The organism is Methylobacterium platani (genome assembly GCF_001653715.1).
Lineage (GTDB): Bacteria > Pseudomonadota > Alphaproteobacteria > Rhizobiales > Beijerinckiaceae > Methylobacterium > Methylobacterium platani.
This window is the reverse complement of sequence record NZ_LWHQ01000034.1, coordinates 28,007-50,338: the sequence shown is the minus strand read 5'-3', so window position 1 is coordinate 50,338 and position 22,332 is coordinate 28,007. Positions and strand designations below refer to the sequence as shown.

Sequence of the window (22,332 nt, the reverse complement as noted above, 5' to 3'; positions counted from 1 at the left end):
CGCGCCCGGACGGGGCGGGGACGGAGCGATCGTCGGCCCGTCGGGCCGGACGATCGCCTACGCCTCGATCTCGACCACGTCCCGGGTGTCGGTCGCGTCGGCGAGGCCCGGGCGCGGCAGGCGCACCAGCACGATCGTGCCGGTGCCCTCCTCGGAGCGGATGCGCAGGCCGCCGCCATGCAGCTCGGCGAGCGAGCGGGCGATGGCCAGCCCGAGGCCCGAGCCCTTGTAGCTGCGGGCGAAGTTGGTCTCGACCTGCTCGAAGGGATAGCCGAGCTTCGGCAAGGCCGTCTTCGGGATGCCGATGCCGCTGTCCTCGACGAAGATGTGGACCGCGTCGATGGCCCGCCGCGTGCGCACCGCGACCCGGCCGGCCTCGGGGGTGAACTTCACGGCGTTCTGCAGCAGGTTGACCAGGATCTGGTGCAGGGCGCGCTCGTCGGCCATCACCAGGGTGTCGGCGCTCATCTCGACGCTGACGGTCAGCCCCTTGGCCCGGGCCGGCTCGGCGATGAGCTTCAGGGCACGCTCCAGCGCCTCGCTCACCGCCACCGGCTGCTTGGCGAGCTTCACCCGGCGGGCGTCGATCCGCGACATGTCGAGGATGTCGTCGATCACCGAGAGCAGGTAATGGCCGCTGGAGCGGATGTCGCGGCAATATTCGCGGTACTTCTCGGAGCCGAGCGACCCGAACACCTCGCTCTCCATCACCTCGGCGAAGCCCAGGATGGCGTTGAGGGGTGTGCGCAGCTCGTGGCTCATGTTGGCCAGGAACTCGGACTTCGAGCGGTTGGCGCTCTCGGCCTGGGCCTTCTGGTCGAGGTAGCGTTCGGCGAGGTCGGCGAGCTGCTGGGTCTGGATCTCGAGGGTCCGGCGCGAGCGCTTGAGGTCCGCGATGGTGGCGATGAGCTGGCGTTCCGATTCCACGAGCCGCTCCTGGTGCCGTTTCAGGGCCGTGATGTCGGTGCCGACCGAGACGTAGCCGCCGTCCTTGGTGCGGCGCTCGCTGATCTGCAGCCAGCGCCCGTCGGCGAGCTCGGCCTCGAAGGTGCGGGCTCCCGCTTCCGGGAACTCGCCGGCGGGGATCTCGCGCCGCACGGTCGGCAGGGCGGCGCGCCCCATGATGGCGTCGTAGCGCCGGCCGGGCTGGGCCTCGTCGGCGGTCAGCGCGTGCAGGCGGCGGAACTTGGAATTGCACAGGACCAGGCGGTTCTGGGCGTCCCAGAGCACGAAGGCCTCGGACACCGCCTCGACGGCGTCGCGCAGGCGCATGTCGGCGGTGGCGGTCGATTCGGCGAGGCGGCGCTGCTCCGAGATGTCGATGACGATGCCGACGAGGTGGCGGCCATTGTCCTCGAGGTCCTGGACGATCTCGGCCCGGGCCTTGAGCCAGACCCACTCGCCCCCCGCGGCGCGGATGCGGAACTCGTGGTCGACGGTGGCGTCGCGGGCCGCCAGCTGGCGGGCCAGCCCGTAGAGGTCGGTGTCGTCCGGATGGACCAGGGCGTTGACGTCGCCGAAGGAGAGGAATTCCTGCTCCCGGACGTAGCCGAGGAGCTGGTACATCGAATCCGACCAGTAGATCCGGCCGCGCGGGATGTCCCAGTCCCACAGGCCGCAGCGGCCGCGGCCGAGCGCGGTGTCGAGGCGCTGGCGCACCTGCTCGCAGACCCGGTCGACGGCCCGCGCCCGGTCGGCCTGGAGCGCGTAGGCGAGGCCGGTGCAGACCACCACCAGCGTCACCGCGCCGACCAGCACCGCGGCGACGCGCGCCCGCCCGGCCCACAGCGAGGTCACGGAATCGAGGGTCTGGACCACGGCGACCTGCGCGATGCCCGTCCCCGTGACGATCCCGCCGCCGGGCACCGCCCGCACCGTCGCCAGCGCCCGCTCGCCGGTGCCGAGCACCACCGGGAGCACGCCGGCGCGCTCGCCCATGATGCCGAGCACCTGGACCTCGCCGACCAGCTCGCTGAAGCTGCGCGGCAGCCCGGGCTGGTCCGGCACCGCGGCCAGGATCGCGTCGTCGGCGCCGATCAGCAGGATGCTGCGGCCGGCGGGCAGGCTGCCGGGCGGCAGCAGGCGCACCAGGCGCTCGCGCAGCAGGGCGGCCGGCGCGTCGGACGGCACCGTGCCGGAGAGCCGGGCGAGGGAGGCCGGCAGCGTCCCGGCGACCAGGCGGGCCACGAGGTCGATGTCGCGCCGCGCGTCGGAGACCACCTCCTCGCGGTGGCCGGAGAGCTGCAGGGCCGTGACGGTGCCGAGGCAGATCAGGAAGGCCGCCAGCATCGCCGGGACGGCGAAGCGCAGCCAGGATTCCGCGTGGGCGAGGCGCTGGTGCGCGGCCTTCGATACCCGGCTGATCCCGAGGATCGTCGCGGCACGCGCAGAGAAGGGGGCGGGATCCGCCTCCAGCATACCCAAACCCCCAACGGAACAGAAAGACAGATGCCGCGGAGGTTCCCGGCAGGCCCCCGAATCGAGGCTCAATCTGGCATTTCCACAAGCATTTTGTCCAGCGCCTCGCGCCGTCGAAATGAAGTGTTAACCAGTGATCCGAACCGTCGAAAGCACGGGCGAATGCGCGATTCTGCCAGATATCACAAGGGTTTGTGCATTATTTCGCCGGCGCCAGCGAGCGCCCGGCGATGTCGCTGACGTCGGGGGAGAGTCCCGGCGTCCCGGCGACGCGGCGCAGGGCCGATTCGGCCCGCCGGCGGCGCCCGTCCTCGACCATACGCCAAGTATTGAAAGCAGTTAGCAGGCGTGCCGCGACTTGAGGATTTTTTCCGTCGAGGGCCAGCACCACTTCGGCGGCGAGGTCGTAGCCGGCGCCGTCCGGGCGATGGAACTGAGTCGGATTGTTGAGGCTGAAGCTCGCGACCAGCGAGCGGACGCGATTCGGGTTGCCGAGCGAGAAGGCGGGGTGGCGCATCAGCCCCCGTACCCGCTCGAGCGTCCCGGCCTCCGGGATCATCGCCTGGAGGGCGAACCACTTGTCGAGCACCAGGGGCTCGTGCCGGTAGGCCTCGCCGAAGCGCGCGAGGGCCGCCTCCCGGGCTTCGCCGGGCACGAGGCTCACGACGGCGAGCGCCGCGAGGCGGTCGGTCATGGTCGCGGCCGCATCGAGCTGGGCGATCGCCAGCGCGATGCCGGCCTCCGGGTCGGCCGCCGCGACGAGGTCGAGGGCGGCGTTGCGCAAGCTCCGGCGCCCGGCGCTGGCCGCGTCGGGGCTGAAGGGGGCGCCGGGCGGCTCGGCCAGCGCGTCGCGCAAGCCGAGGAGCCGGGATCCGAGGTCGCGGCCGAGCTGCACCCGCAGGGTCTGGCGGGCGCGCCAGATCGCGTCGGGATCGACCTCGGCGCCGATCGCCTGCGCCACCTCCTGCTCGCCGGGCAGCGTCAGGACGAGGGCGGCGAAGGCCGGGTCGGCGAGGGCCTCGGCGTCGAGGAAGGTCGCGAGCGCCGCGGTCAGGCCCGCGCCCTCCGGTCCGGCCTCGGGGCCGAGCGGCGCACCGGCGCGGGCGCGGGCGACCAGCACCTCCATGGCGAGGCTCTGGGCCGCCTGCCAACGGTTGAAGGCGTCGGAATCGTGGGCGAGCAGCGCCAGGCGCTCGTCGCGGGTCAGGGCGTGCTCGACCTTCACCGGGGCCGAGAAGCCGCGGAACACGGACGGCACCGGCGCGGTCGCGACCTCGGTGAAGACGAGGGTGTCCTCCGCCCGGTCGAGCACGAACACGCCGTCCCGCACCCGCTCGGCCCGCGCCGCCACGGCGCCGCCCGCCGGGGCGACGAGGCCGAGGACGACCGGGATCACCAGCGGCTCGGGCGCGGCGGCCGCGCTCGCCTCGGTGGCGATCCGGGGCAGGCTCTGGCGGAAGGTCAGGCTGTAGGTGCGCGCCGCCGGATCGTGGGCGCCGGTCACCGCGACGGTCGGCGTGCCGGCCTGCGCGTACCAGCGCGCGAAGGTCGCGAGGTCGCGCCCGCTCTCGGCCGCGAACGCGGCGAGGAAATCCTCCACCGTCGCGGCGGTGCCGTCGCAGGTGGAGAAGTAGCGGTCCATGCCGCGCCGGAAGGTCTCGGGGCCGAGCAGGGTGCGCAGCATCCGGACGATCTCGGCGCCCTTCTCGTAGACCGTCGCGGTGTAGAAGTTGTTGATCTCGCGATAGGCCTGCGGCCGCACCGGGTGGGCGAGGGGACCGGCATCCTCCGGGAACTGGCGGGCGCGCAGCGTGCGCACCTCGGCGATGCGGTGGACCGGGCGCGAGCGCTCGTCGGAGGAGAATTCCTGGTCGCGGAAGACCGTCAGGCCTTCCTTGAGGCAGAGCTGGAACCAGTCGCGGCAGGTCACCCGGTTGCCGGACCAGTTGTGAAAGTACTCGTGGGCGATGATCGCCTCGATGTTGGCGTAGTCCGCGTCGGTCGCGGTGTCGGGGCTCGCCAGCACGTACTTGTCGTTGAAGATGTTGAGGCCCTTGTTCTCCATCGCGCCCATGTTGAAGTCGGAGACCGCGACGACGTTGAAGACGTCGAGGTCGTAGGCGCGGCCGAAGGTGCGCTCGTCCCAGGCCATCGAGCGGGCGACCGCGTCGAGGGCGAAGTCGGCGCGGCCCTCCTTGCCGGGCTCGACGTAGACGGCGATCTCGACGTCCCGCCCCTCCATGGTGGTGAAGCGCGCGGCCACCCGGCCGAGGCGGCCGCCGACGAGGGCGAACAGGTAGGCGGGCTTCGGATGGGGATCGTGCCAGACCGCGTAGTGGCGCTCCGGCCCGGCCTCGCCACGCTCGACGAGGTTGCCGTTGCCCAGCAGCACCGGCGCCGCCTCCCGGTTGCCCTCGATCCGGGTGGTGTAGACCGCCATCACGTCCGGCCGGTCGAGGAAGTAGGTGATGCGCCGGAAGCCGTCGGCCTCGCACTGGGTGCAGTAGACGCCGTTCGAGCGGTAGAGCCCCATCAGCTTGGTGTTGGCGCTCGGGTTCACCTGCGTCTCGATCTCGAGCACGAAGGGGCGCTGCGGCGGCTGGTGCAGGGTGAGGGCGCGCGGCGTCACGTCGATCGCGCCCGGTCCGGTCGGCTGGCCGTCCAGCGCGATCGCCAGCAGGGTCAGCTCGTCGCCGTCGAGACGAAGGGGCGCGCCGGGCTCGCCGCCGGGGTTGGGCCGCAGCGCCAGCGTCGCGGTCACCCGGGTCTCGGTCGGGTGCAGGCGCACGTCGAGGTCGACGCGGTCGATCAGGTAGTCGCTCGGGCGGTAATCGGCGAGGCGGACGATCGACTGCATGGCGGGATCCTCGGCGGTCGCGCGGGCGGCGGGGTCTTGAGCCTTTGCACCGTCGCCGGCCGCAGCGCAACGCGGGATCGGGGCCTCCCCGCCGGTCGCGCGCCGCCCTAGCTACGACGCCGGATCCGGCGCCGCCGCGGCGTGCGCTCAAGGGAAGGATGGAGTGCCATGGAATACCTGCACACGATGGTCCGCGTCGCCGATCTCGACCGGGCGCTCGACTTCTACTGCAACAAGTTCGGCCTCCAGGAGGTGCGTCGCACCGAGAGCGAGAAGGGCCGCTTCACCCTGGTGTTCCTGGCCGCCCCGGGCGACGCCGCGCGCGCCAAGGACACCAAGTCGCCGCTGCTCGAGCTGACCTACAACTGGGATCCGGAGGAATATACCGGCGGGCGCAACTTCGGTCACCTGGCCTATCAGGTCGACGACATCTACGCGACCTGCCAGAAGCTGCAGGATGCCGGCGTGACCATCAACCGCCCGCCGCGGGACGGCCACATGGCCTTCGTGCGCTCGCCCGACGGCATCTCGATCGAGATCCTGCAGAAGGGCGGCGCGAAGCCGCCGCAGGAGCCGTGGGCCTCGATGCAGAATACCGGCAGCTGGTGACCTGACGGGGGCGGGCCGGGTCCGGCCCGCCCCCTGTCGCGCCGGTCAGGCCCCGGCGGCCGGCGTGATGCCGAGCTCGGCCAGCTTGGCGTGGATCGCCGTGACCGGGCGCTTGAGCTTCAGGCTCATCACGGAGGGCGAGACGCCCTCCTGCGCCATCGCCCGGAGCTGCTGCACGGTCTCCAGGGTCCAGCCCGCCTCGATGTTCTCGCTCATCAGGGTCGCCTCCCGTTCGTCGCGGCCGCGCCTCGCGGCGGCCTTGGACGGCGGCAGGTAGGGAGTATCGGCGGCGCGGCAACCCGTCCGGGCGGCGCTCCCGCCTTGACGCGACGCTCTCGCCGTCGCACATCGGCGCCGTCAGCCGGCCGGGCGGCCGCTCCGTCCTCGTCAGTGGGTCCCCGCTTGGGTCTCCCGCGCAGCGAGCGACGGGGAGGAAAGTCCGGGCTCCATGAAGAGACGGTGCCGGATAACGTCCGGCGGGGGCGACCCCAGGGACAGTGCCACAGAGAGCAGACCACCGGGCGGGTCCTCGCGGACCCGTGCCGGCCAGGGTGAAAGGGTGCGGTAAGAGCGCACCGCGGACGCGGCAACGCGGACGGCACGGCAAACCCCACCGGGAGCAAAACCGAATAGGGGCGGCACGCGCGAGCGATCGCGCAGGGCTTCTTCAGGCCCGTCGCCCGGGTTGGTTGCTCGAGGCGGCCGGCAACGGCCGTCCCAGAGGAATGGCCGCCACGTTCGGGGGATCCCTCGCGGGATCCTCCGGGCCATACAGAACCCGGCTTACAGGCCGGCTGATACCCAATCCCGACGGCCCGTCCTAGCGCGGCGCCAGCTCAGTTCAAGCGGGCGCGAGGCATCTCCGACGTAGAGCCCGCGCCCGCGGCCGAACAGCCGTGCCCGCCTCGACTTTCCGGTTCCGCGCCGCGGCGATCACAAGCCTTCGTTAACCTTGCTGGTCTCTGATGCCATCGAGGCGGGTGCTGCCCGCCGCGTGTGCCCTCGCGTTGACGACCCCAGAGGCCCATGATACCCCGAGCCACCCCGTCCACGGAGATTCCCGCATCGGCGGCCGCAGCCTGCTCGCACAGGCGTGATGGTCGCGCGTCGATGCCGGGCGTGGGCAAAGCGGCGCTCTGGCGCCGATCCCGGCCGGCCTCGGCCCGGCTCGTGCGGATAGCGGAGCACCATGGATCGTCATGCGTCACTGCGCGCCCGCCGCGCGAGCTGTGCCGTCGTTCCGGGAGACCGGTCGTGACCGACCTTCCCCACATTCCGGTTCTTCTCGCCGAGGTGCTGGCCTCGCTCCATCTCGGGGCCGGGCCCGCCGCGGTGATCGACGGCACCTTCGGGGCCGGCGGCTACACCCGCGCGATCCTGGCGGCCGATCCCCGCAACCGCGTGCTCGCGATCGACCGCGACCCGACCGCGATCGCCGCCGGCCAGTCCCTGGTCGCGGAGGCGGGCGGCCGCCTGGTGCTGGTCCAGGGCCGCTTCGGCGACCTCGACGCGATCGCCCGCGACCACGGCTTCGCCGAGGCCGACGGCGTCGTCCTCGATATCGGCGTGTCGTCGATGCAGCTCGACCAGGCCGAGCGCGGCTTCTCGTTCCGGTTCGACGGCCCCCTCGACATGCGGATGGAGCGGGCGGGCGAGAGCGCCGCCGACCTCGTCAACGAGGCCTCGGAAGCCGCGCTCGCCGACGTGATCTACCATTACGGCGAGGAGCGCCGGGCCCGCGCCGTCGCCCGCGCCCTGATCGAGGCGCGCCGGCGCGCCCGGATCGAGACCACGGCGGCCCTGGCGGAGGTCGTCGCCGGCGTCGTCCGGACCGAGCCCGGCAGCGGCATTCACCCGGCGACCCGCACCTTCCAGGCCCTGCGCATCGCGGTGAACGACGAGCTCGGCGAATTGCAGCGGGCGCTGCACGCGGCCGAGCGCACCCTGCGCCCGGGCGGCCGCCTCGCGGTGGTGACCTTCCACTCGCTGGAGGACCGCATCGTGAAGCAGTTCTTCTCGGCCCGCAGCGGCCGGGCGGTGGCGGCCTCGCGCCACCTGCCGATGGCCTCGCAGCCGGCCCCCCGCAGCTTCACGCTCGCCACCAAGGGCCCGGTCACCGCCGGCGAGGCCGAAGCCTACGCCAATCCCCGCGCCCGCTCGGCGAAGCTCCGGGCCGGCGAGCGCACCGACGGGCCCGCGCCGCCGCCGCTGACGGTGCTCGAGACGCTGGCCTCCCTGCCCGAGACCCAGACGCGGGGAGGGCGCCGGTGATCCGCCTCCTGCACCTCGCGGCGATCGCCGGGCTGATCGCCTCGGCCATCTACGCCTACTCGATCAAGTACGACACGCTCTACCAGGCCGAGCAGGTCGCCAAGCTGAAGACCCGCCTGCGCAAGGAGCGCGACGCGATCGCGGTCCTGCGCGCCGAGTGGCAGCTCCTGACCCGGCCCGACCGGCTCCAGGCGGCGGTCGACAAGTACCTGACCCTCGAGCCGATCGGCACCGCGCATCTCGGACGGCTCGCCGACCTGCCGGCCAAGCCCGACCGCGGCGACGAGATCGCCCGCAAGCTCGAGGCGCTCGGCCTCGGCGCCACCGCGACCCCGGCCGCCAAGGAGCGCGCGCCCTCGACGACCGGCGCCACCGCCGGCCGGCCCGAGGAGCCCCGCACCACCGGCTCCACCTCCACCCGCACCCCGACCGCCAAGAGGTAGGCGCCGTGACCCAGGATCAGGACTTCCAGGCTCACGGCTCGCAGGCTCACGACGCCACGCCGCCCGAATACCCGGTGCACGACGGCGCCGCGGCGCCGGCCCACGAGGCTCCCGCACCGCGGCGCAGCCTCGCCGGGATGCTGCGCGGCGGCGTCACGGCGATGTTCCGCCTCTCGGTGGAGCGCAGCGCCGCCCGCGTCGGCCTCGTCAGCCTCGTCTTCGGCGCGGTCTTCCTCACCCTGATGGGCCGCCTCGTCAGCTTCGCGCTGTTCCCGGACGATCCGGTGACCGCCTCGGCGCGGCGCGCCGAGGCCGGCGGCACGACCCAGATCCGGCCCGACATCATCGACCGCAACGGCGAGATCCTGGCCACTGACATCCGCACCGTCTCGGTCTTCGCCGAGCCGAAGAACATCTACGACAAGGACGAGGCGGTCGAACTCCTCACCGCCGTCCTGCCCGAGATCAACGCCCGCGAGCTGCGCGAGAAGCTGTCGTCGAAGAAGGGCTTCGTCTGGGTCAAGCGCGAGATCACCCCGCGCCAGCAGGCCGAGGTGCACCGCCTCGGCATCCCGGGCGTCGGCTTCCTGCCCGACCACAAGCGGGTCTATCCCAACGGCACGGCGGCCGCCCACATCCTCGGCGTGACCAACCTCGACAACGTCGGCATCGCCGGCATCGAGAAGTACATCGACCGCCAGGGCCTGCGCGACCTCAACAGCCTCGGCTTCGTCGAGAAGGCGGCCGACCTCGCGCCGGTGCAGCTCTCGATCGACCTGCGCGCCCAGCACGCGGTGCGCGACGAGCTGGCCTGGGGCCTGGAGCATTACCGTGCCAAGGCGGCGGCCGGCGCGATCCTCGACGTCACCACCGGCGAGGTGATCGCACTCGCCTCCCTGCCCGACTTCGACCCCAACGAGCCGAAGGACGCGCTCGATCCCGACCGGATCAACCGGATGAATGTCGGCGTCTACGAGATGGGCTCGACCTTCAAGGCGATGACCCTCGCCATGGCGCTCGATTCCGGCAAGTTCACCGTCAACTCGACCTTCGACACCCGCGGCGGCGTGCTGCACTGGGGCCGGCAGAAGATCCACGAGTATCACGGCACCAACCGCGTCATCACGATGCCGGAGGTGTTCACGCACTCGTCCAACATCGGCTCGGCCAAGATGGCGCTCGGCATCGGCGTGCCCGGCCACAAGGCCTTCCTGAAGAAGATGGGCCTGCTCGACCGGATGCGCACCGAGCTGCCGGAGAGTGCCGAGCCGATCATCCCGCCGCGCTGGACCGAGATCAACACCATCACGATCGCCTTCGGCCACGGCCTCGCGGTGGCGCCGCTCCAGGCCTCGGCCGCGGTGGCGGCGATCGCCAACGGCGGCTTCCTGATGACGCCGACCTTCCTCAAGCGCAGCGAGGCCGAGGCGCGCGAGAAGGGAACGCAGGTGCTCTCGCCGCAGACCAGCGAGGCGATGCGCTACATCATGCGCCTCAACGCCACCGAGGGCTCGGCCAAGAAGGCGGCGATCCCGTACTACTACGTCGGCGGCAAGACCGGCACCGCCGAGAAGGTGATCCGCGGCCGCTACGTCAAGAACCGGCTGTTCACCACCTTCATGGCGGTGGCGCCGATGGACAAGCCGAAATACCTGTTCGTCACCATCATGGACGAGCCGCAGCCCGTCGCGGCGGAATCCGGCTCCTACGCCACCGCCGCCTACAATTCGGGCGTCGTCACCGGCCGGGTGATCGCCCGGGTCGCGCCGATCCTCGGCCTGCCGCCGCAATTCGAGCCGCCGGTCAAGCCGTTCCCGCTGATGGTCAAGCTCGGCGCCTACCACGTGAACATGCTGGACGGACGATGAGCCTCACCCTCGGCGACCTGTTCCCCGAGGCCGGCCCCGCGGCCGGCCTCGCCGTCACCGGCCTCACCGCCGACAGCCGCAAGGTCGCGCCCGGCTTCGTGTTCCTGGCGGTGCCCGGCACCGCCGCCGACGGCCGGCGCTTCGCCGCCCAGGCGGCGGCGGGCGGCGCGGTCGCGATGGTCGCCGAAGGAGACCGTCCGGCCGACCTGCCCGATGCGGTCGCCTACCTCGCCGTCCCGGATGCGCGGCGCGCCCTGTCGCAGGCCGCCGCACGGCTGCATCCGGGCCAGCCCGGGGCGGTCGTGGCGGTGACCGGGACCAGCGGCAAGAGCTCGGTCGCCGATTTCGTCCGCCAGATCCTCGGCCGCCTCGGCCGGGAGGCGGCGAGCCTCGGCACGCTCGGGGTGATCACGACGTCCGGCGCGGCCTACGGCTCGCTCACCACCCCCGATCCGATCACCCTGCACGCGACCCTCGACCGGCTGGCGCGGGACGGCGTCACCGAGCTCGCGATGGAGGCGTCCTCGCACGGCATCGAGCAGAGCCGCCTCGACGGCGTGCGGCTGACGGCCGCCGGCTTCACCAATCTCGGCCACGACCACCTCGATTATCACGGCACGCCGGAGGCCTACCTCCAGGCGAAGCTCCGTCTGTTCACGACCCTCCTGCCCGACGACGGCACGGCCGTGGTCAATGCCGACGGGCCGCAGAGCTGGGCGGTGATCGCGGCGGTGCGGAACCGCGGCGTGCGGCTCGTCACCACCGGCCGGGCCGGGGAGGGGATCCGCCTCGTCTCCGCCCGCACCGAAGGGTTCGCCCAGCGCCTCGAGATCGCGGCGGCCGGGGCCGTCCACACGGTCGACCTGCCCCTCGTCGGGACGTTCCAGGTCGAGAACGCGCTCCTCGCCGCCGGGCTCGTGCTGGCGACCCCGGCCGGGGCCGGGCGCGAGGCCGAGGTGATCGCGGCTCTGGGGCACCTCGCAGGCGTCCCGGGTCGGCTCGAGCGGGTCGGCACCGTGCGGGGCGCGCTCTGCATCGTCGACTACGCCCACAAGCCCGACGCGCTGGCGAACGTCCTCGAGGCGCTCCGCGCCTTCACCACCGGCCGCCTCGTCTGCGTCGTCGGCTGCGGCGGCGACCGCGACCGCGCCAAGCGCCCGCTGATGGGCCGCATCGCCGGCGACAAGGCCGACCGGGTCATCGTCACCGACGACAATCCGCGCAGCGAGGATCCGGCGACGATCCGCGCCGCGATCCTGGCGGCGGCGCCGGGCGCCGAGGAGATCGGCGACCGGGCGGAAGCGATCCGGGCGGCCGTGCGCGACCTTCGTGCCGGCGACGTGCTGGTGGTTGCCGGCAAAGGTCATGAAACCGGCCAGATCATCGGCGACCGGACGCTCCCCTTCTCCGACCGCGATGCGGTCCTGAGCGCGATCGAGGAGACCCGCGCATGACCGAGCCCCTCTGGACCCTGGACGCCGCCGCCGCCGCCATGGGCGGCCGGGTCGTCGCGGACGAAACCGCAGCGCAGGCCCTGTCCGGCATCTCGATCGATACCCGCACCCTGAAGGTCGGGGACCTGTTCTTCGCGATTCGCGGCGAGGCCCGCGACGGCCACGACTTCGTACGCGACGCGCTCGCCCGCGGCGCCGGCGCCGCCGTGGTGGCCGAGGAGCGCGCCGCCGACCTCGGCGATGCCGGGCCGCTGATCGCCGTGCCGGCGCAGGACGAGGACGCCGTGCTCGCCGCCATGCGCGGCCTCGCCGTCGCGTCCCGGGCCCGCACCGGAGCCCGCGTGCTCGCCGTCACCGGCTCGGTCGGCAAGACCGGCACCAAGGAGGCCCTGCGCCACGTGCTGGCCGCGCAAGGGGCCACCCACGCCTCCGTCGCCTCCTACAACAACCACTGGGGCGTGCCCCTGACGCTCGGCCGGATGCCGGCCTCGAGCGACTTCGGCGTGTTCGAGGTCGGCATGAATCATGCCGGCGAGATCGCCCCGCTGACCCGGCTGGTGCGGCCCGAGATCGCGATCGTCACCACGGTCGAGCCGGTCCATATCGAGCATTTCCGCTCGCTGTCGGGCATCGCCGACGCCAAGGGCGAGATCTTCTACGGCCTGGAGCCCGGCGGCGTCGCGATCATCAACCGCGACAACCCGAATTTCGAGCGGCTGAAGGCCCATGCGCTCGCCTCGGAGGCCGGCCGTGTGGTGAGCTTCGGCGAACACCGCGAGGCCGACGTGCGCGCCGAGCGGATCGTGATGCGCCCCGACCTGTCGATCGTCGACGTGCGGGCGATGGGGCTGCCCGTCACCTACCAGCTCGGGACGCCGGGCCGGCACACGGCCCTGAACTCGCTCGCCGTCATCGCCGCCGTGCAGGCGCTCGGCGCCGACCTCGCGCTCGCCGCGCTCTCGCTCGCGCAGCTGCGCCCGCCGGTCGGGCGCGGCGCGCGCACGATGCTCCAGGTCCGGGGCGGCGAGGCGCTGCTCGTCGACGAGAGCTACAACGCCAACCCGGCCTCGGTGCGGGCCGCGCTCAGCACGCTCGCCGGGGTCGAGACCGCGGGACGGCGCATCGCCGTCCTCGGCGACATGATGGAGCTCGGGGCCGAGGCGCCGCGCCTGCATCGCGAGCTGGCGGAGGCGGTCGCGGAGCACGGCATCGACCTCGTCTTCACCGCCGGCCCCCTGATGCAGGAGCTGTTCGAGGCACTACCGGCCTCGCGGCGCGCCGGCGCCCGGCCGAGCTCGGCCGAACTCGTCGATCCCGTCGTCGAGGCCCTGCGGCCGGGCGACGCCGTGATGGTCAAGGGCTCCAACAGCACCCGCATGGGCCGGATCGTCGAGGCGCTCAAGGCCCGCTACGGCGGCGCCGTGGACCAGGATCTCGCCGTCGGCCGGTCCGGCTGAGCCAATCTTCAGGAATCTGTCGCAGCGTCGTGGGCATAAGCCCGACGTTGCCGCGCGCCCACGATCGGATGCCCCCGGGATGCTCTACCTCCTCTCCGACCTGAGCGGCGTGTTCTCGCCGCTCAACGTCTTCCGCTACATCACCTTCCGGACCGGCGGCGCGCTGTTCACGGCGGGCTTCTTCGTGTTCTGGTTCGGGCCCTGGATCATCTCGCTGCTCCGCCTGCGCCAGGGCAAGGGCCAGCCGATCCGCGAGGACGGCCCGCAATCGCACCTGCTGACGAAGCGCGGCACGCCGACCATGGGCGGGCTGATGATCCTCGCCGGCGTGATGGTGGCGGTGCTGCTCTGGGCCAATCCGCGCAACCACTACGTCTGGATCGTCATGATGGTGACGCTGGGCTTCGGCGCGATCGGCTTCTACGACGACTACCTCAAGGTGACGAAGCAGAGCCACAAGGGCTTCTCGGGCAAGTTCCGCCTCGGCCTCGAGGCGCTGATCGCGGTCGCCGCCTGCGTCGCGGTGGCCGAGTACTCGGCGCCGGGCCTCGCCTACCGGCTCGCCTTCCCGGTGTTCAAGGACGCGATCATCAATCTCGGCCTGTTCTACGTCGCCTTCGCGGGCTTCGTGATCGTGGGTGCGGGCAACGCGGTCAACATCACCGACGGCCTCGACGGGCTCGCCATCGTGCCGGTGATGATCGCCGCGGCGACCTTCGGGATCATCGCCTACCTGGTCGGCAACGTCATCTACGCCTCCTACCTCCAGGTGAACTACGTCCCGGGCACCGGCGAGCTGGCGGTGGTCTGCGGCGCGCTGATCGGGGCGGGCCTCGGCTTCCTGTGGTTCAACGCGCCGCCGGCCCAGATCTTCATGGGCGATACCGGTTCGCTGGCGCTCGGCGGGCTCCTCGGCACCGTCGCGGTGGCGACGAAGCACGAGATCGTGCTGGGCATCGTCGGCGGCCTGTTCGTGCTGGAGATCCTCTCCGTCATCATCCAGGTCGCCTCGTTCAAGCTCACCGGCAAGCGCGTCTTCCGCATGGCGCCGATCCACCACCATTTCGAGCAGAAGGGCTGGAAGGAGCCGCAGGTGGTGATCCGGTTCTGGATCATCGCGGTGGTGCTGGCGCTCCTGGGGCTGGCGACGCTGAAGCTGCGGTAGTCACATATTGCAATCTTCGCCAACGCTTGAAAGGTAAGGCGCTTCCCCTCTCCCGTGTGGGAGAGGGGCCAGGGGTGAGGGTGCTACGGTTCTGAGTCTGGCACGAAGCGTCGAGCTGCCGGCACGAAGGTCGGAGTTCCACGCGGAGGCGCAGCACCCTCGCGCGATCTCCGATCGCCCCTACCCCTCTCCCACTCGGGAGAGGGGTTCCCGCGCCATTGAGAGACCCGGCGGATACCGCATGACACCCTCCACCACCTTCGCCGGCCAAACAGTCGCCCTGTTCGGGCTCGGCGGCTCGGGCCTCGCCACGGCGCTGAGCCTCACGGCCGGCGGTGCCCGGGTGATCGCCTGCGACGACAACCCGGAACGGATGGCGGCGGCGGCTCAAGCGGGCATCGAGACCGGCGACCTGCGCCAGGCGGCGTGGGCGGACTTCGCCGCCCTGGTCCTCGCCCCCGGCGTGCCGCTGACCCACCCGGCGCCGCACTGGACGGTGGACCTCGCCCGGGGCGCCGGCGTGCCGGTGATCGGCGACATCGAGCTGTTCTGCCGCGAGCGGGCCGCGACGAGCCTGGACGCGCCCTTCGTCGCCATCACTGGCACCAACGGCAAGTCGACCACCACGGCGCTGATCGCCCACGTGCTCGCCGAGGCCGGCCGCGACGTGCAGATGGGCGGCAATATCGGCACGGCGATCCTGTCGCTGGAGCCGCCGTCGCCGGACCGGGTCCACGTGATCGAGCTGTCCTCGTTCCAGATCGACCTGACGCCGTCGCTGGCCCCCACCCTCGGCGTGCTCCTGAACCTCACGCCCGACCATCTCGACCGCCACGGCGACATGGCTCGCTACGCCGCCATCAAGGAGCGGCTGGTGACGGGCGCCGCCCACGCGGTCGTCGGGATCGACGACGATTTCTGTCGCGCGATCGCCGGGCGCCGCACGGGCCCGACGACCCGGGTGCATGTCGGCGAGGCGGGGGAGGGGCCGGGCATCCTCGCCCGCAACGGTGTCGTGATCGACGGGCGCCGCGCGCCGGCGGAGCCGGTGGCGGATCTCTCGGGCATCGGGGCCTTGCGCGGCGCCCATAACTGGCAGAACGCGGCCGTCGCCTACGCCGTGGCGAGCGCGCTCGGCGTGACGCCGGACGTCTTCGCGGCGGCGCTGGCGAGCTTCCCCGGCCTGCCGCACCGGATGGAGGAGGTCGGGCGCCGCGGCCCGGTCCTGTTCATCAACGATTCGAAGGCGACCAACGCCGACTCGACCGAGAAGGCACTCTCGGCCTTCCGGCACGTGCACTGGATCCTCGGCGGCAAGCCGAAGGAGGGCGGGATCGCGAGCCTCGCGCCGTACTTCCCGCGCGTCGCCCATGCCTACCTGATCGGCGCCGCGACCGAGGACTTCGCCGCCACCCTCGACGGGCAGGTGCCGTTCAGCCGCTGCGGCACCCTCGCGGCCGCCGTCGCCGAGGCCGCCGCCGCGGCGGAGCGGGACGGCGCGCCCGAGCCGGTGGTGCTGCTCTCGCCGGCCTGCGCCTCCTACGACCAGTTCCGCAGCTTCGAGGATCGCGGCGACCGGTTCAGGTCCCTGGTCCGGGCGCTGCCCGGCCTGCGCCCGCCGGGGGCCTGACGCCCTCTTCCCGGCCGGGGGACATCGGCCTATGTCGCTCCGGCCCGGCGCGTCCCCGCGCCATCGTGCCGGCCCCATCATGCGCTTCCCCAGCGGTGCCATGCAGCCCCCCCAACGCCTCGTGCCCCCCCAGCGTCTCCTGCCGGCCGACGCCCCGGCCGCCGCCCATGCCCCGCACCGGGCGGGCCCGCGCAAGATCATCAGCTGGAACCTGCTGCGGCGGACCGGCGCGACCGTCGACGCCCTCGAGGCGCTGATCGCGCAGGAGAAGCCGGACCTGCTGCTGATGCAGGAGGCGACCGTCGACATCACCGAACTGCAGGCCCGCGCCGGCGGCCACTACGCCTGGGCGCCGCTGCCGCGCCGCATCCACGGCCTGGCGATGTGGAGCCCGACCCCCTGGGCGACCCCGCCGCGGGTGGTGACCCTGCCCTCCGGCGCCCTGATCGACCGGGTGTGCCAGATCCTGGATCTCGGGGCGTTCGGGGTCGCCAACGTCCATCTCTCGCACGGGCAGGTGCTCAACCGGCGCCAGCTGCGCCGCATCGCCCAGCACCTGCCGGTGCGCGCCGCGGTGCTCGGCGACTACAACATCGTCGGGCCGGCTTTGCTGCCGGGCTTCCAGGACGTCGGCCCGCGCCACCCGACCCACGCGATGGTCGATCTCGTGCCCCTGCGCCTCGACCGCTGCCTGGTGCGGGGGCTGACCTGCCGCGGCCAGGCGGTGCTGCCGCGCGGTGCCTCCGACCACCGGCCGATCGTGGTCCATCTCGAGCCGGGCAACCCGCAGGGGCGACGCGAGCCGCTTCGCGACCGCATCGAGGCGTTTCGCGACCGGGCCGACGATCTCCGCAAGCGCGCGCCGCTCAAAGATATGGCAGCAGCAATCGCACGGCGGCGTCGCGCAGGCGCACGGCCATCCCGCGAGAGTTGAGGTCCTCGGCCGTCAGCCGCTGCTCCATCTTGGCCCGCATCAGGCCGTCGAGGTCGGCGGCGAAGTCGGGGTCGTAGACCTCGACGTTGAGCTCGAAATTGAGCCGGAAGCTGCGGCTGTCCCAGTTGGCGCTGCCGACGAAGCACCAGGCCCCGTCGACGACCATCAGCTTCGAATGGTCGAAGGGCGGCCGGTCGAGCCAGATCCGCACGCCGGCCTCGAGCAGCGGCCCGACATGGGCCCGGGTCGCCCAGTCGACCACCCGGTGGTTGCTCGCCTGCGGGATGATGACGTCGACGGTGACGCCCCGCATCGCCGCGAGGCCGAGCGCCGTCAGCAGCATCTCGCTCGGCAGGAAGTAGGGCGTGGCGAACCGTACCGAGTGCCGGGCGGTGGCGACCGCCTCCATCACCACGAACTCGATCTTCTCGATGTCGGCATCCGGCCCCGAGGTGACGACCCGGGCGAGCGAGGCGCCGGCCGGCGGGATCTCCGGGAACCAGGCCGGTCCCTCGAGATCCTCGGCCTTGACGAAGGCCCAGTCGCGCCAGAACGCCTGGGCGAGCTGGCCGACCACCGGGCCGTCGATGCGGAAGTGGCTGTCGCGCACAGGCTCCGGCGGGTCCTTCGCCATGACGTTCTCGTCGGCGATATTGACCCCGCCGACGAAGCCGATCCGCCCGTCGATCAGCAGCAGCTTCTTGTGGGTGCGCAGGTTGAGGAACGGCATCCGCCAGGGGAGCGCCGAGTGCATGAACAGGCCGGCGGGGATCCCGAGAGACCGCAGGCGCCGGTACATCGCCGGGAAGAAGTAGCCGCTGCCGATGCCGTCGATCAGCACGCAGACCGCGACGCCCCGGGCCCGCGCCGCGGCGAGCGCGTCCGCGAAGGCGCGGCCGCTGTCGTCGTCGCGCATGATGTAGCTCGACAGGGCGACGCTCGTCGTCGCCTCGCCGATCGCCGCCAGCATCGCCGGATAGGCCTCGTCGCCGTGGCGGTAGCGCCGGATGCCGTTGCCGGCGACCAGCGGCAGGCCGCTGATCCGCTGCACCGCCTGCTTGAGCGGCTGGAACGCATCCGGCACCTCGGCCACCGGCGGTGGTGGCGCGCCGGGGCGAGGCCCGGGCAGCACCGGCAGGCGGCGGGCGCGCCGGCTCACCCGGTTGATGCCGAACATCACGTAGAGCACGCTGCCGAGCAGCGGCGACAGCCAGGCCAGCCCGATCCAGCCGATCGCCGCGCCGACCTCGCGCTTGTTCATCAGCGCGTGCACCGTGACGATGACCGCGAGCGCGAGGCCCAGCGGCGCCAGCACGTCCGAGCGGATCGAGGTCAGGATTCCGAGCCAGCGGTAGATCTCGTGTTCCACACCGCCTCCTGCCGGCACGCTGCCCTTACGCTCGGGATAAGCAGGGCTGTCCGGAAAATGTCCATGAAAGGTGAAGGCGCGGGATCCCCTCTCCCGTGTGGGAGAGGGGTAGGGGTGAGGGTGCTACGGTTCTGAGTCCAGATCCGACCGTTCCGCTGCCAGCACCACGCTCAGAGGTTCACGCTGAAGCGTGTCACCCTCACCCCCGGCCCCTCTCCCACACGGGAGAGGGGGGACCCGCGCCTCGTCCTGTCCCCGGACGGACCTACGGGATACGGGAGGACAGATCGGGAAGCTACTTGAGAGGGGCCACCGTCCACCGCCACAAAAAAATCCCCCGCCCCGGGAGGGGCGAGGGACGAAACCGTCAGATCGTCAAACGGCCGATCAGGCGCTCAGCGCTTCCTTGGCCCGCTCCGCGCGCTTGCGGTCGTTCGGGTCGAGCACGGCCTTGCGCAGGCGGATCGACTTCGGCGTCACCTCGACCAGCTCGTCGTCCTGGATCCAGGCGAGCGAGCGCTCGAGGGTCATGCGGATCGGCGGGGTCAGGCGGACCGCCTCGTCCTTCGAGGTAGTGCGGATGTTGGTGAGCTTCTTGCCCTTGAGCACGTTCACCTCGAGGTCGTTCTCGCGGTTGTGCTCGCCGATGATCATGCCCTGGTAGACCTTCCAGCCCGGCTCGATCATCATCGGGCCGCGATCTTCCAGGTTCCACAGCGCGTAGGCCACGGCCTCGCCCTGGTCGTTGGACATCAGCACGCCGTTGCGCCGGCCGGCGATCTCGCCCTTGTAGGGCTCGTAGGCCTTGAACAGGCGGTTCATGATCGCGGTGCCGCGGGTGTCGGTCATCAGCTCGCCCTGGTAGCCGATCAGGCCGCGGGTCGGAGCGTGGAACACCAGGCGCAGGCGGTTGCCGCCCGACGGGCGCATCTCGATCATGTCGGCCTTGCGCTCCGACATCTTCTGGACGACGACGCCGGAATACTCCTCGTCGACGTCGATCACGACTTCCTCGATCGGCTCCATGATCTCGCCGGCCTCGTCCTTCTCGAAGACGACGCGGGGACGCGACACGGCGATCTCGAAGCCCTCGCGGCGCATGGTCTCGATCAGGATCGCGAGCTGCAATTCACCGCGGCCGGAGACGTAGAACGAGTCCTTGTCGGCGGCTTCCTCGATCTTGAGCGTGACGTTGCCCTCGGCCTCCTTGAACAGGCGGTCGCGGATCATGCGGCTCGTGACCTTGTCGCCCTCGGTGCCGGCGAGCGGGCTGTCGTTCACGATGAACGACATCGTCACGGTCGGCGGGTCGATCGGCTGGGCCTGGATCGGGGTCTCGACCTGGGGATCGCAGAAGGTGTCGGCGACGGTGCCCTTCACCAGACCGGCGATCGACACGATGTCGCCCGCCTCGCCGACCTCGATCGGCTGGCGCTCCAGGCCGCGGAAGGCCAGGATCTTCGAGACGCGGCCGGTCTCCACGACCTTGCCCTCGCGGTCGAGGACCTTGATCTGCTGGTTCGGCTTGACGGTGCCCGAGGCGATGCGGCCGGTGATGATGCGGCCGAGGAACGGGTTGGCCTCGAGGAGCGTCCCGAGCATCCGGAACGCGCCTTCCTCGGTCTTGGCTTGGGGCACGTGCTCGAGCACGAGGTCGAACAGCGGGGCGAGGCCCTCGGCCTGGTCGCCTTCCGGCGAGGTCGCCATCCAGCCGTTGCGGCCCGACCCGTACAGGATCGGGAAGTCGAGCTGCTCGTCGGTGGCGTCGAGGGCCGCGAACAGGTCGAACACCTCGTTCACCACCTCGGTGATGCGGGCGTCCGGCCGGTCGACCTTGTTGACCGCCACGATCGGGCGCAGGCCGATCTTGAGCGCCTTCGAGACCACGAACTTGGTCTGCGGCATCGGGCCCTCGGCCGCGTCGACGAGCACGATCACGCCGTCGACCATCGAGAGGATGCGCTCGACCTCGCCGCCGAAATCGGCGTGGCCGGGGGTGTCGACGATGTTGATGCGGGTATCCTTCCAGACCACCGAGGTGGCCTTGGCCAGGATGGTGATGCCGCGCTCCTTCTCGAGGTCGTTCGAGTCCATCGCGCGCTCCTCGACCCGCTGGTTCTCGCGGAACGAGCCGGATTGCTGGAGCAGCTTGTCGACCAGGGTCGTCTTGCCGTGGTCGACGTGGGCGATGATGGCGATGTTGCGCAGCTTCATGGGATATCCGAAGCAAACAAAGCCCGGCACGCCGCGGGCCGCCAGGATGGCAGCCGGACGCATCGAGCCGGGGGAAAACTGTTGCGTCGCAATATAAGGTGTCGGGCGTCTCCGCAAGAGGGGCACGGGAAGAGGGGGGAGTCGACGAGAGCAGGACCCGGCCGGTGGACGCCCGTCCCGCGCGCGGCTCACTCCGCCGCGGCGGAGAGCGGGTCCGGCCCGCGCTCGAGGCCGGGCGCGTGCCTCTCGGGGAGGGCCTGCCGCTCCAGCAGGACGGCGCGGCGCTCCGCGATGGCGCGCCGCGCCTGGTCGAGGCCGAGGGTGAACGCGGCCACCCCGGCATTGTCGATGGCGCCGGTGCCGGCCCGGGCGAGCGCCGCGGCCAGGATCTCGTCGGCCTGCCGGTCGAGATCGGCGAGCTCGCCCTCGTCCTCGACGTCGCGGCTCGCCCGCACGATGGCGAGCAACTGGTGCAGGAGCGCCATGTCCCGGGCCCGCGACCGGTTGGCCGCCCGCGACACCAGGGTGGCGGCGGCGGAGCCGAGGATCGAGACGCACATCACGAGGAGGTAGAACCAGTCGCCGTAGCGCTCGAAGAAGCTCTCGACCTCTCCCTCGTAATAGGCCTGCGCGCCGGTATGGACCGGGAGCGACGCGCTCTTCGAGGTGTCGGGCGCCTCGATCTGGTTGGCGAGCGGAACCTCGACGGCGAGGCCGGGCCGGTTGACGAAGAGCAGCCGGGTCAGCTCCGAGACCGTCGAATCGGCCAGGTGCGCCTGGGCCACCAGCCGGTGGCTGACCCCGACCGTGGTGAAGGCCTCGGCCGGGCGCGGCGGCGTGCCGCCGAAGGTGCCGCGGGCGATCTCGAGGCTCTCCAGCGCCGGCCAGCGCCGGGCCAGCACCGCCGCCTCGCCGATCGGAATGAAGGTCGGGGTGCCGCCGGCCTTGGCGATGCTCGACACGACGTCGCCCGCGGTGCGGCCGGTGAGCGGGCTCACCACCATCACGGCGTCGACCCGGTGATCGCGCAGCAGGGCCTCGCCGGCCTCGTGCCCGTCGCCGAGGGGGACGACCGTCACGGCCTCGGCCGGGACGTCGTAATGCTCCAGGATGGTGCCGAGCAGCCGGGCGTTGCCGGCCGGGTTGCGCACGATCCCGATCCGCTTGCCGCGCAGGTCCGGCACGGCGGCGAGCGCCGGATCGGTCGCCAGCAGCAGCACGGCGTTGCGGTGCAGGATCGCGACGGTCTGGGTGTTCGCCGGGATGCCGACGTCGGAGCGCACCACCGCGAGGTCGGCCTTGCCCCGCTCGGCGAGGCCCGCGCTCTCGGCGACGCCGCCGGTCGGGACCGGCCGCAGGCGCACGTCCTCGTGGGTGCGGGCGAGGGATTGCGCGACCGCCGCGACCAGGCGCGCATCCTCGCTCCCGGACGGCCCGACCGCGACGCGCAGGGTCGTCGGCTGCCCGAGCCACTGATAGGCGAGCAGCGCCGTCGCCACGAGGGCGAGGAGAGCCGCGAGGACGATGGGGATGTGGCGCCGCATGGGGGCTCATCGTGGGGCGGCGGGGTGGGGTCGGCAATTCGGCCGATTGGCGCGGGGTGCCGCACCCGGTCCGCTGTCGCGTCGTCGTACAACTTTGCC

General features: G+C 72.0%; 15 protein-coding genes and 1 other RNA gene. 10 read left to right on the top strand and 6 right to left on the bottom strand.

Annotation, left to right across the window (positions count from 1 at the left end; genetic code table 11):
* Nucleotides 1-57 precede the first annotated feature (57 nt).
* Together A5481_RS16660 and pepN are read right to left on the bottom strand one after the other, a co-directional pair.
* Nucleotides 58-2,418, bottom strand: a complete 2,361-nt coding sequence (locus A5481_RS16660; protein ID WP_048432539.1) for a PAS domain-containing sensor histidine kinase — start codon at nt 2,416-2,418, stop codon at nt 58-60.
* A gap of 199 nt (nt 2,419-2,617) precedes the next feature.
* A complete protein-coding gene (gene pepN, locus A5481_RS16655; protein WP_048432540.1) occupies nt 2,618-5,275 on the bottom strand; it encodes an aminopeptidase N in 2,658 nt (885 codons plus the stop codon).
* 168 nt (nt 5,276-5,443) lie between these two features.
* Between pepN and gloA the strand changes: the two genes are divergently transcribed.
* Nucleotides 5,444-5,884, top strand: coding sequence for a lactoylglutathione lyase (gene gloA, locus A5481_RS16650; protein ID WP_048428292.1), 441 nt, complete (start codon nt 5,444-5,446; stop codon nt 5,882-5,884).
* A 45-nt stretch (nt 5,885-5,929) separates the two neighbouring features.
* Here the strand turns inward: gloA and A5481_RS34665 are convergent, their stop codons facing one another.
* Nucleotides 5,930-6,100 carry a hypothetical protein gene (locus tag A5481_RS34665; RefSeq protein WP_167350033.1) on the bottom strand — a complete coding sequence of 57 codons (171 nt, stop codon included), beginning with the start codon at nt 6,098-6,100 and terminating at the stop codon, nt 5,930-5,932.
* Between the two features lie 141 nt (nt 6,101-6,241).
* On the opposite strand from A5481_RS34665, the gene rnpB reads away from it, so the two are divergent.
* The 9 genes from rnpB (at nt 6,242) to A5481_RS16605 (ending at nt 17,106) form a co-directional block, all read left to right on the top strand.
* Nucleotides 6,242-6,686, top strand: an RNA gene (rnpB, locus tag A5481_RS16645) — RNase P RNA component class A.
* Nucleotides 6,687-7,138: 452 nt separating this feature from the next.
* Nucleotides 7,139-8,155: a 16S rRNA (cytosine(1402)-N(4))-methyltransferase RsmH gene (rsmH, locus tag A5481_RS16640; RefSeq protein WP_048432541.1), complete on the top strand. Its 1,017-nt coding sequence runs from the start codon at nt 7,139-7,141 to the stop codon at nt 8,153-8,155.
* Nucleotides 8,152-8,598 (top strand): cell division protein FtsL, encoded by a 447-nt coding sequence (ftsL, locus tag A5481_RS16635; protein ID WP_048432542.1) that lies wholly within the window; start codon nt 8,152-8,154, stop codon nt 8,596-8,598. Before rsmH ends, ftsL begins: the two co-directional genes overlap by 4 nt.
* Before the next feature lie 74 nt (nt 8,599-8,672).
* Entirely contained in the window at nt 8,673-10,466 is a 1,794-nt protein-coding gene (locus A5481_RS16630; RefSeq protein ID WP_048432553.1) for a peptidoglycan D,D-transpeptidase FtsI family protein, read from the top strand.
* Nucleotides 10,463-11,920, top strand: a complete 1,458-nt coding sequence (locus A5481_RS16625; protein WP_048432543.1) for a UDP-N-acetylmuramoyl-L-alanyl-D-glutamate--2,6-diaminopimelate ligase — start codon at nt 10,463-10,465, stop codon at nt 11,918-11,920. The genes A5481_RS16630 and A5481_RS16625 overlap by 4 nt, the downstream gene beginning before the upstream one ends.
* Nucleotides 11,917-13,377: a UDP-N-acetylmuramoylalanyl-D-glutamyl-2,6-diaminopimelate--D-alanyl-D-alanine ligase gene (locus A5481_RS16620; RefSeq protein ID WP_048432544.1), complete on the top strand. Its 1,461-nt coding sequence runs from the start codon at nt 11,917-11,919 to the stop codon at nt 13,375-13,377. The genes A5481_RS16625 and A5481_RS16620 overlap by 4 nt, the downstream gene beginning before the upstream one ends.
* A gap of 79 nt (nt 13,378-13,456) precedes the next feature.
* Complete coding sequence (mraY, locus tag A5481_RS16615; protein WP_048432545.1) at nt 13,457-14,542, top strand: phospho-N-acetylmuramoyl-pentapeptide-transferase; 1,086 nt, start codon at nt 13,457-13,459, stop codon at nt 14,540-14,542.
* Between the two features lie 241 nt (nt 14,543-14,783).
* Nucleotides 14,784-16,172, top strand: coding sequence for a UDP-N-acetylmuramoyl-L-alanine--D-glutamate ligase (gene murD, locus A5481_RS16610; protein ID WP_064504063.1), 1,389 nt, complete (start codon nt 14,784-14,786; stop codon nt 16,170-16,172).
* 100 nt (nt 16,173-16,272) lie between these two features.
* Complete coding sequence (locus tag A5481_RS16605) at nt 16,273-17,106, top strand: endonuclease/exonuclease/phosphatase family protein (RefSeq protein ID WP_082984929.1); 834 nt, start codon at nt 16,273-16,275, stop codon at nt 17,104-17,106.
* Here the strand turns inward: A5481_RS16605 and A5481_RS16600 are convergent.
* The 3 genes from A5481_RS16600 to A5481_RS16590 all read right to left on the bottom strand — a co-directional run bounded on the left by A5481_RS16600 (nt 17,039) and on the right by A5481_RS16590 (nt 22,233).
* Complete coding sequence (locus A5481_RS16600; protein WP_048435042.1) at nt 17,039-18,475, bottom strand: phospholipase D-like domain-containing protein; 1,437 nt, start codon at nt 18,473-18,475, stop codon at nt 17,039-17,041. The genes A5481_RS16605 and A5481_RS16600 overlap by 68 nt on opposite strands.
* A gap of 387 nt (nt 18,476-18,862) precedes the next feature.
* Nucleotides 18,863-20,689 (bottom strand): translational GTPase TypA, encoded by a 1,827-nt coding sequence (gene typA, locus A5481_RS16595; protein ID WP_048435043.1) that lies wholly within the window; start codon nt 20,687-20,689, stop codon nt 18,863-18,865.
* Between the two features lie 188 nt (nt 20,690-20,877).
* Complete coding sequence (locus A5481_RS16590; RefSeq protein ID WP_082173218.1) at nt 20,878-22,233, bottom strand: TAXI family TRAP transporter solute-binding subunit; 1,356 nt, start codon at nt 22,231-22,233, stop codon at nt 20,878-20,880.
* Between the last annotated feature and the right edge of the window lie 99 nt (nt 22,234-22,332).

Coding starts and splice junctions, on each gene's coding strand:
- A5481_RS16660 (WP_048432539.1), bottom strand. CDS start 2,418: ATGCTGGAGGCGGATCCCGCCCCCTTCTCTGCGCGTGCCGCGACGATC.
- pepN (WP_048432540.1), bottom strand. CDS start 5,275: ATGCAGTCGATCGTCCGCCTCGCCGATTACCGCCCGAGCGACTACCTG.
- gloA (WP_048428292.1), top strand. CDS start 5,444: ATGGAATACCTGCACACGATGGTCCGCGTCGCCGATCTCGACCGGGCG.
- A5481_RS34665 (WP_167350033.1), bottom strand. CDS start 6,100: ATGAGCGAGAACATCGAGGCGGGCTGGACCCTGGAGACCGTGCAGCAG.
- A5481_RS16625 (WP_048432543.1), top strand. CDS start 10,463: ATGAGCCTCACCCTCGGCGACCTGTTCCCCGAGGCCGGCCCCGCGGCC.
- A5481_RS16620 (WP_048432544.1), top strand. CDS start 11,917: ATGACCGAGCCCCTCTGGACCCTGGACGCCGCCGCCGCCGCCATGGGC.
- mraY (WP_048432545.1), top strand. CDS start 13,457: ATGCTCTACCTCCTCTCCGACCTGAGCGGCGTGTTCTCGCCGCTCAAC.
- murD (WP_064504063.1), top strand. CDS start 14,784: ATGACACCCTCCACCACCTTCGCCGGCCAAACAGTCGCCCTGTTCGGG.
- A5481_RS16605 (WP_082984929.1), top strand. CDS start 16,273: ATGCAGCCCCCCCAACGCCTCGTGCCCCCCCAGCGTCTCCTGCCGGCC.
- typA (WP_048435043.1), bottom strand. CDS start 20,689: ATGAAGCTGCGCAACATCGCCATCATCGCCCACGTCGACCACGGCAAG.
- A5481_RS16590 (WP_082173218.1), bottom strand. CDS start 22,233: ATGCGGCGCCACATCCCCATCGTCCTCGCGGCTCTCCTCGCCCTCGTG.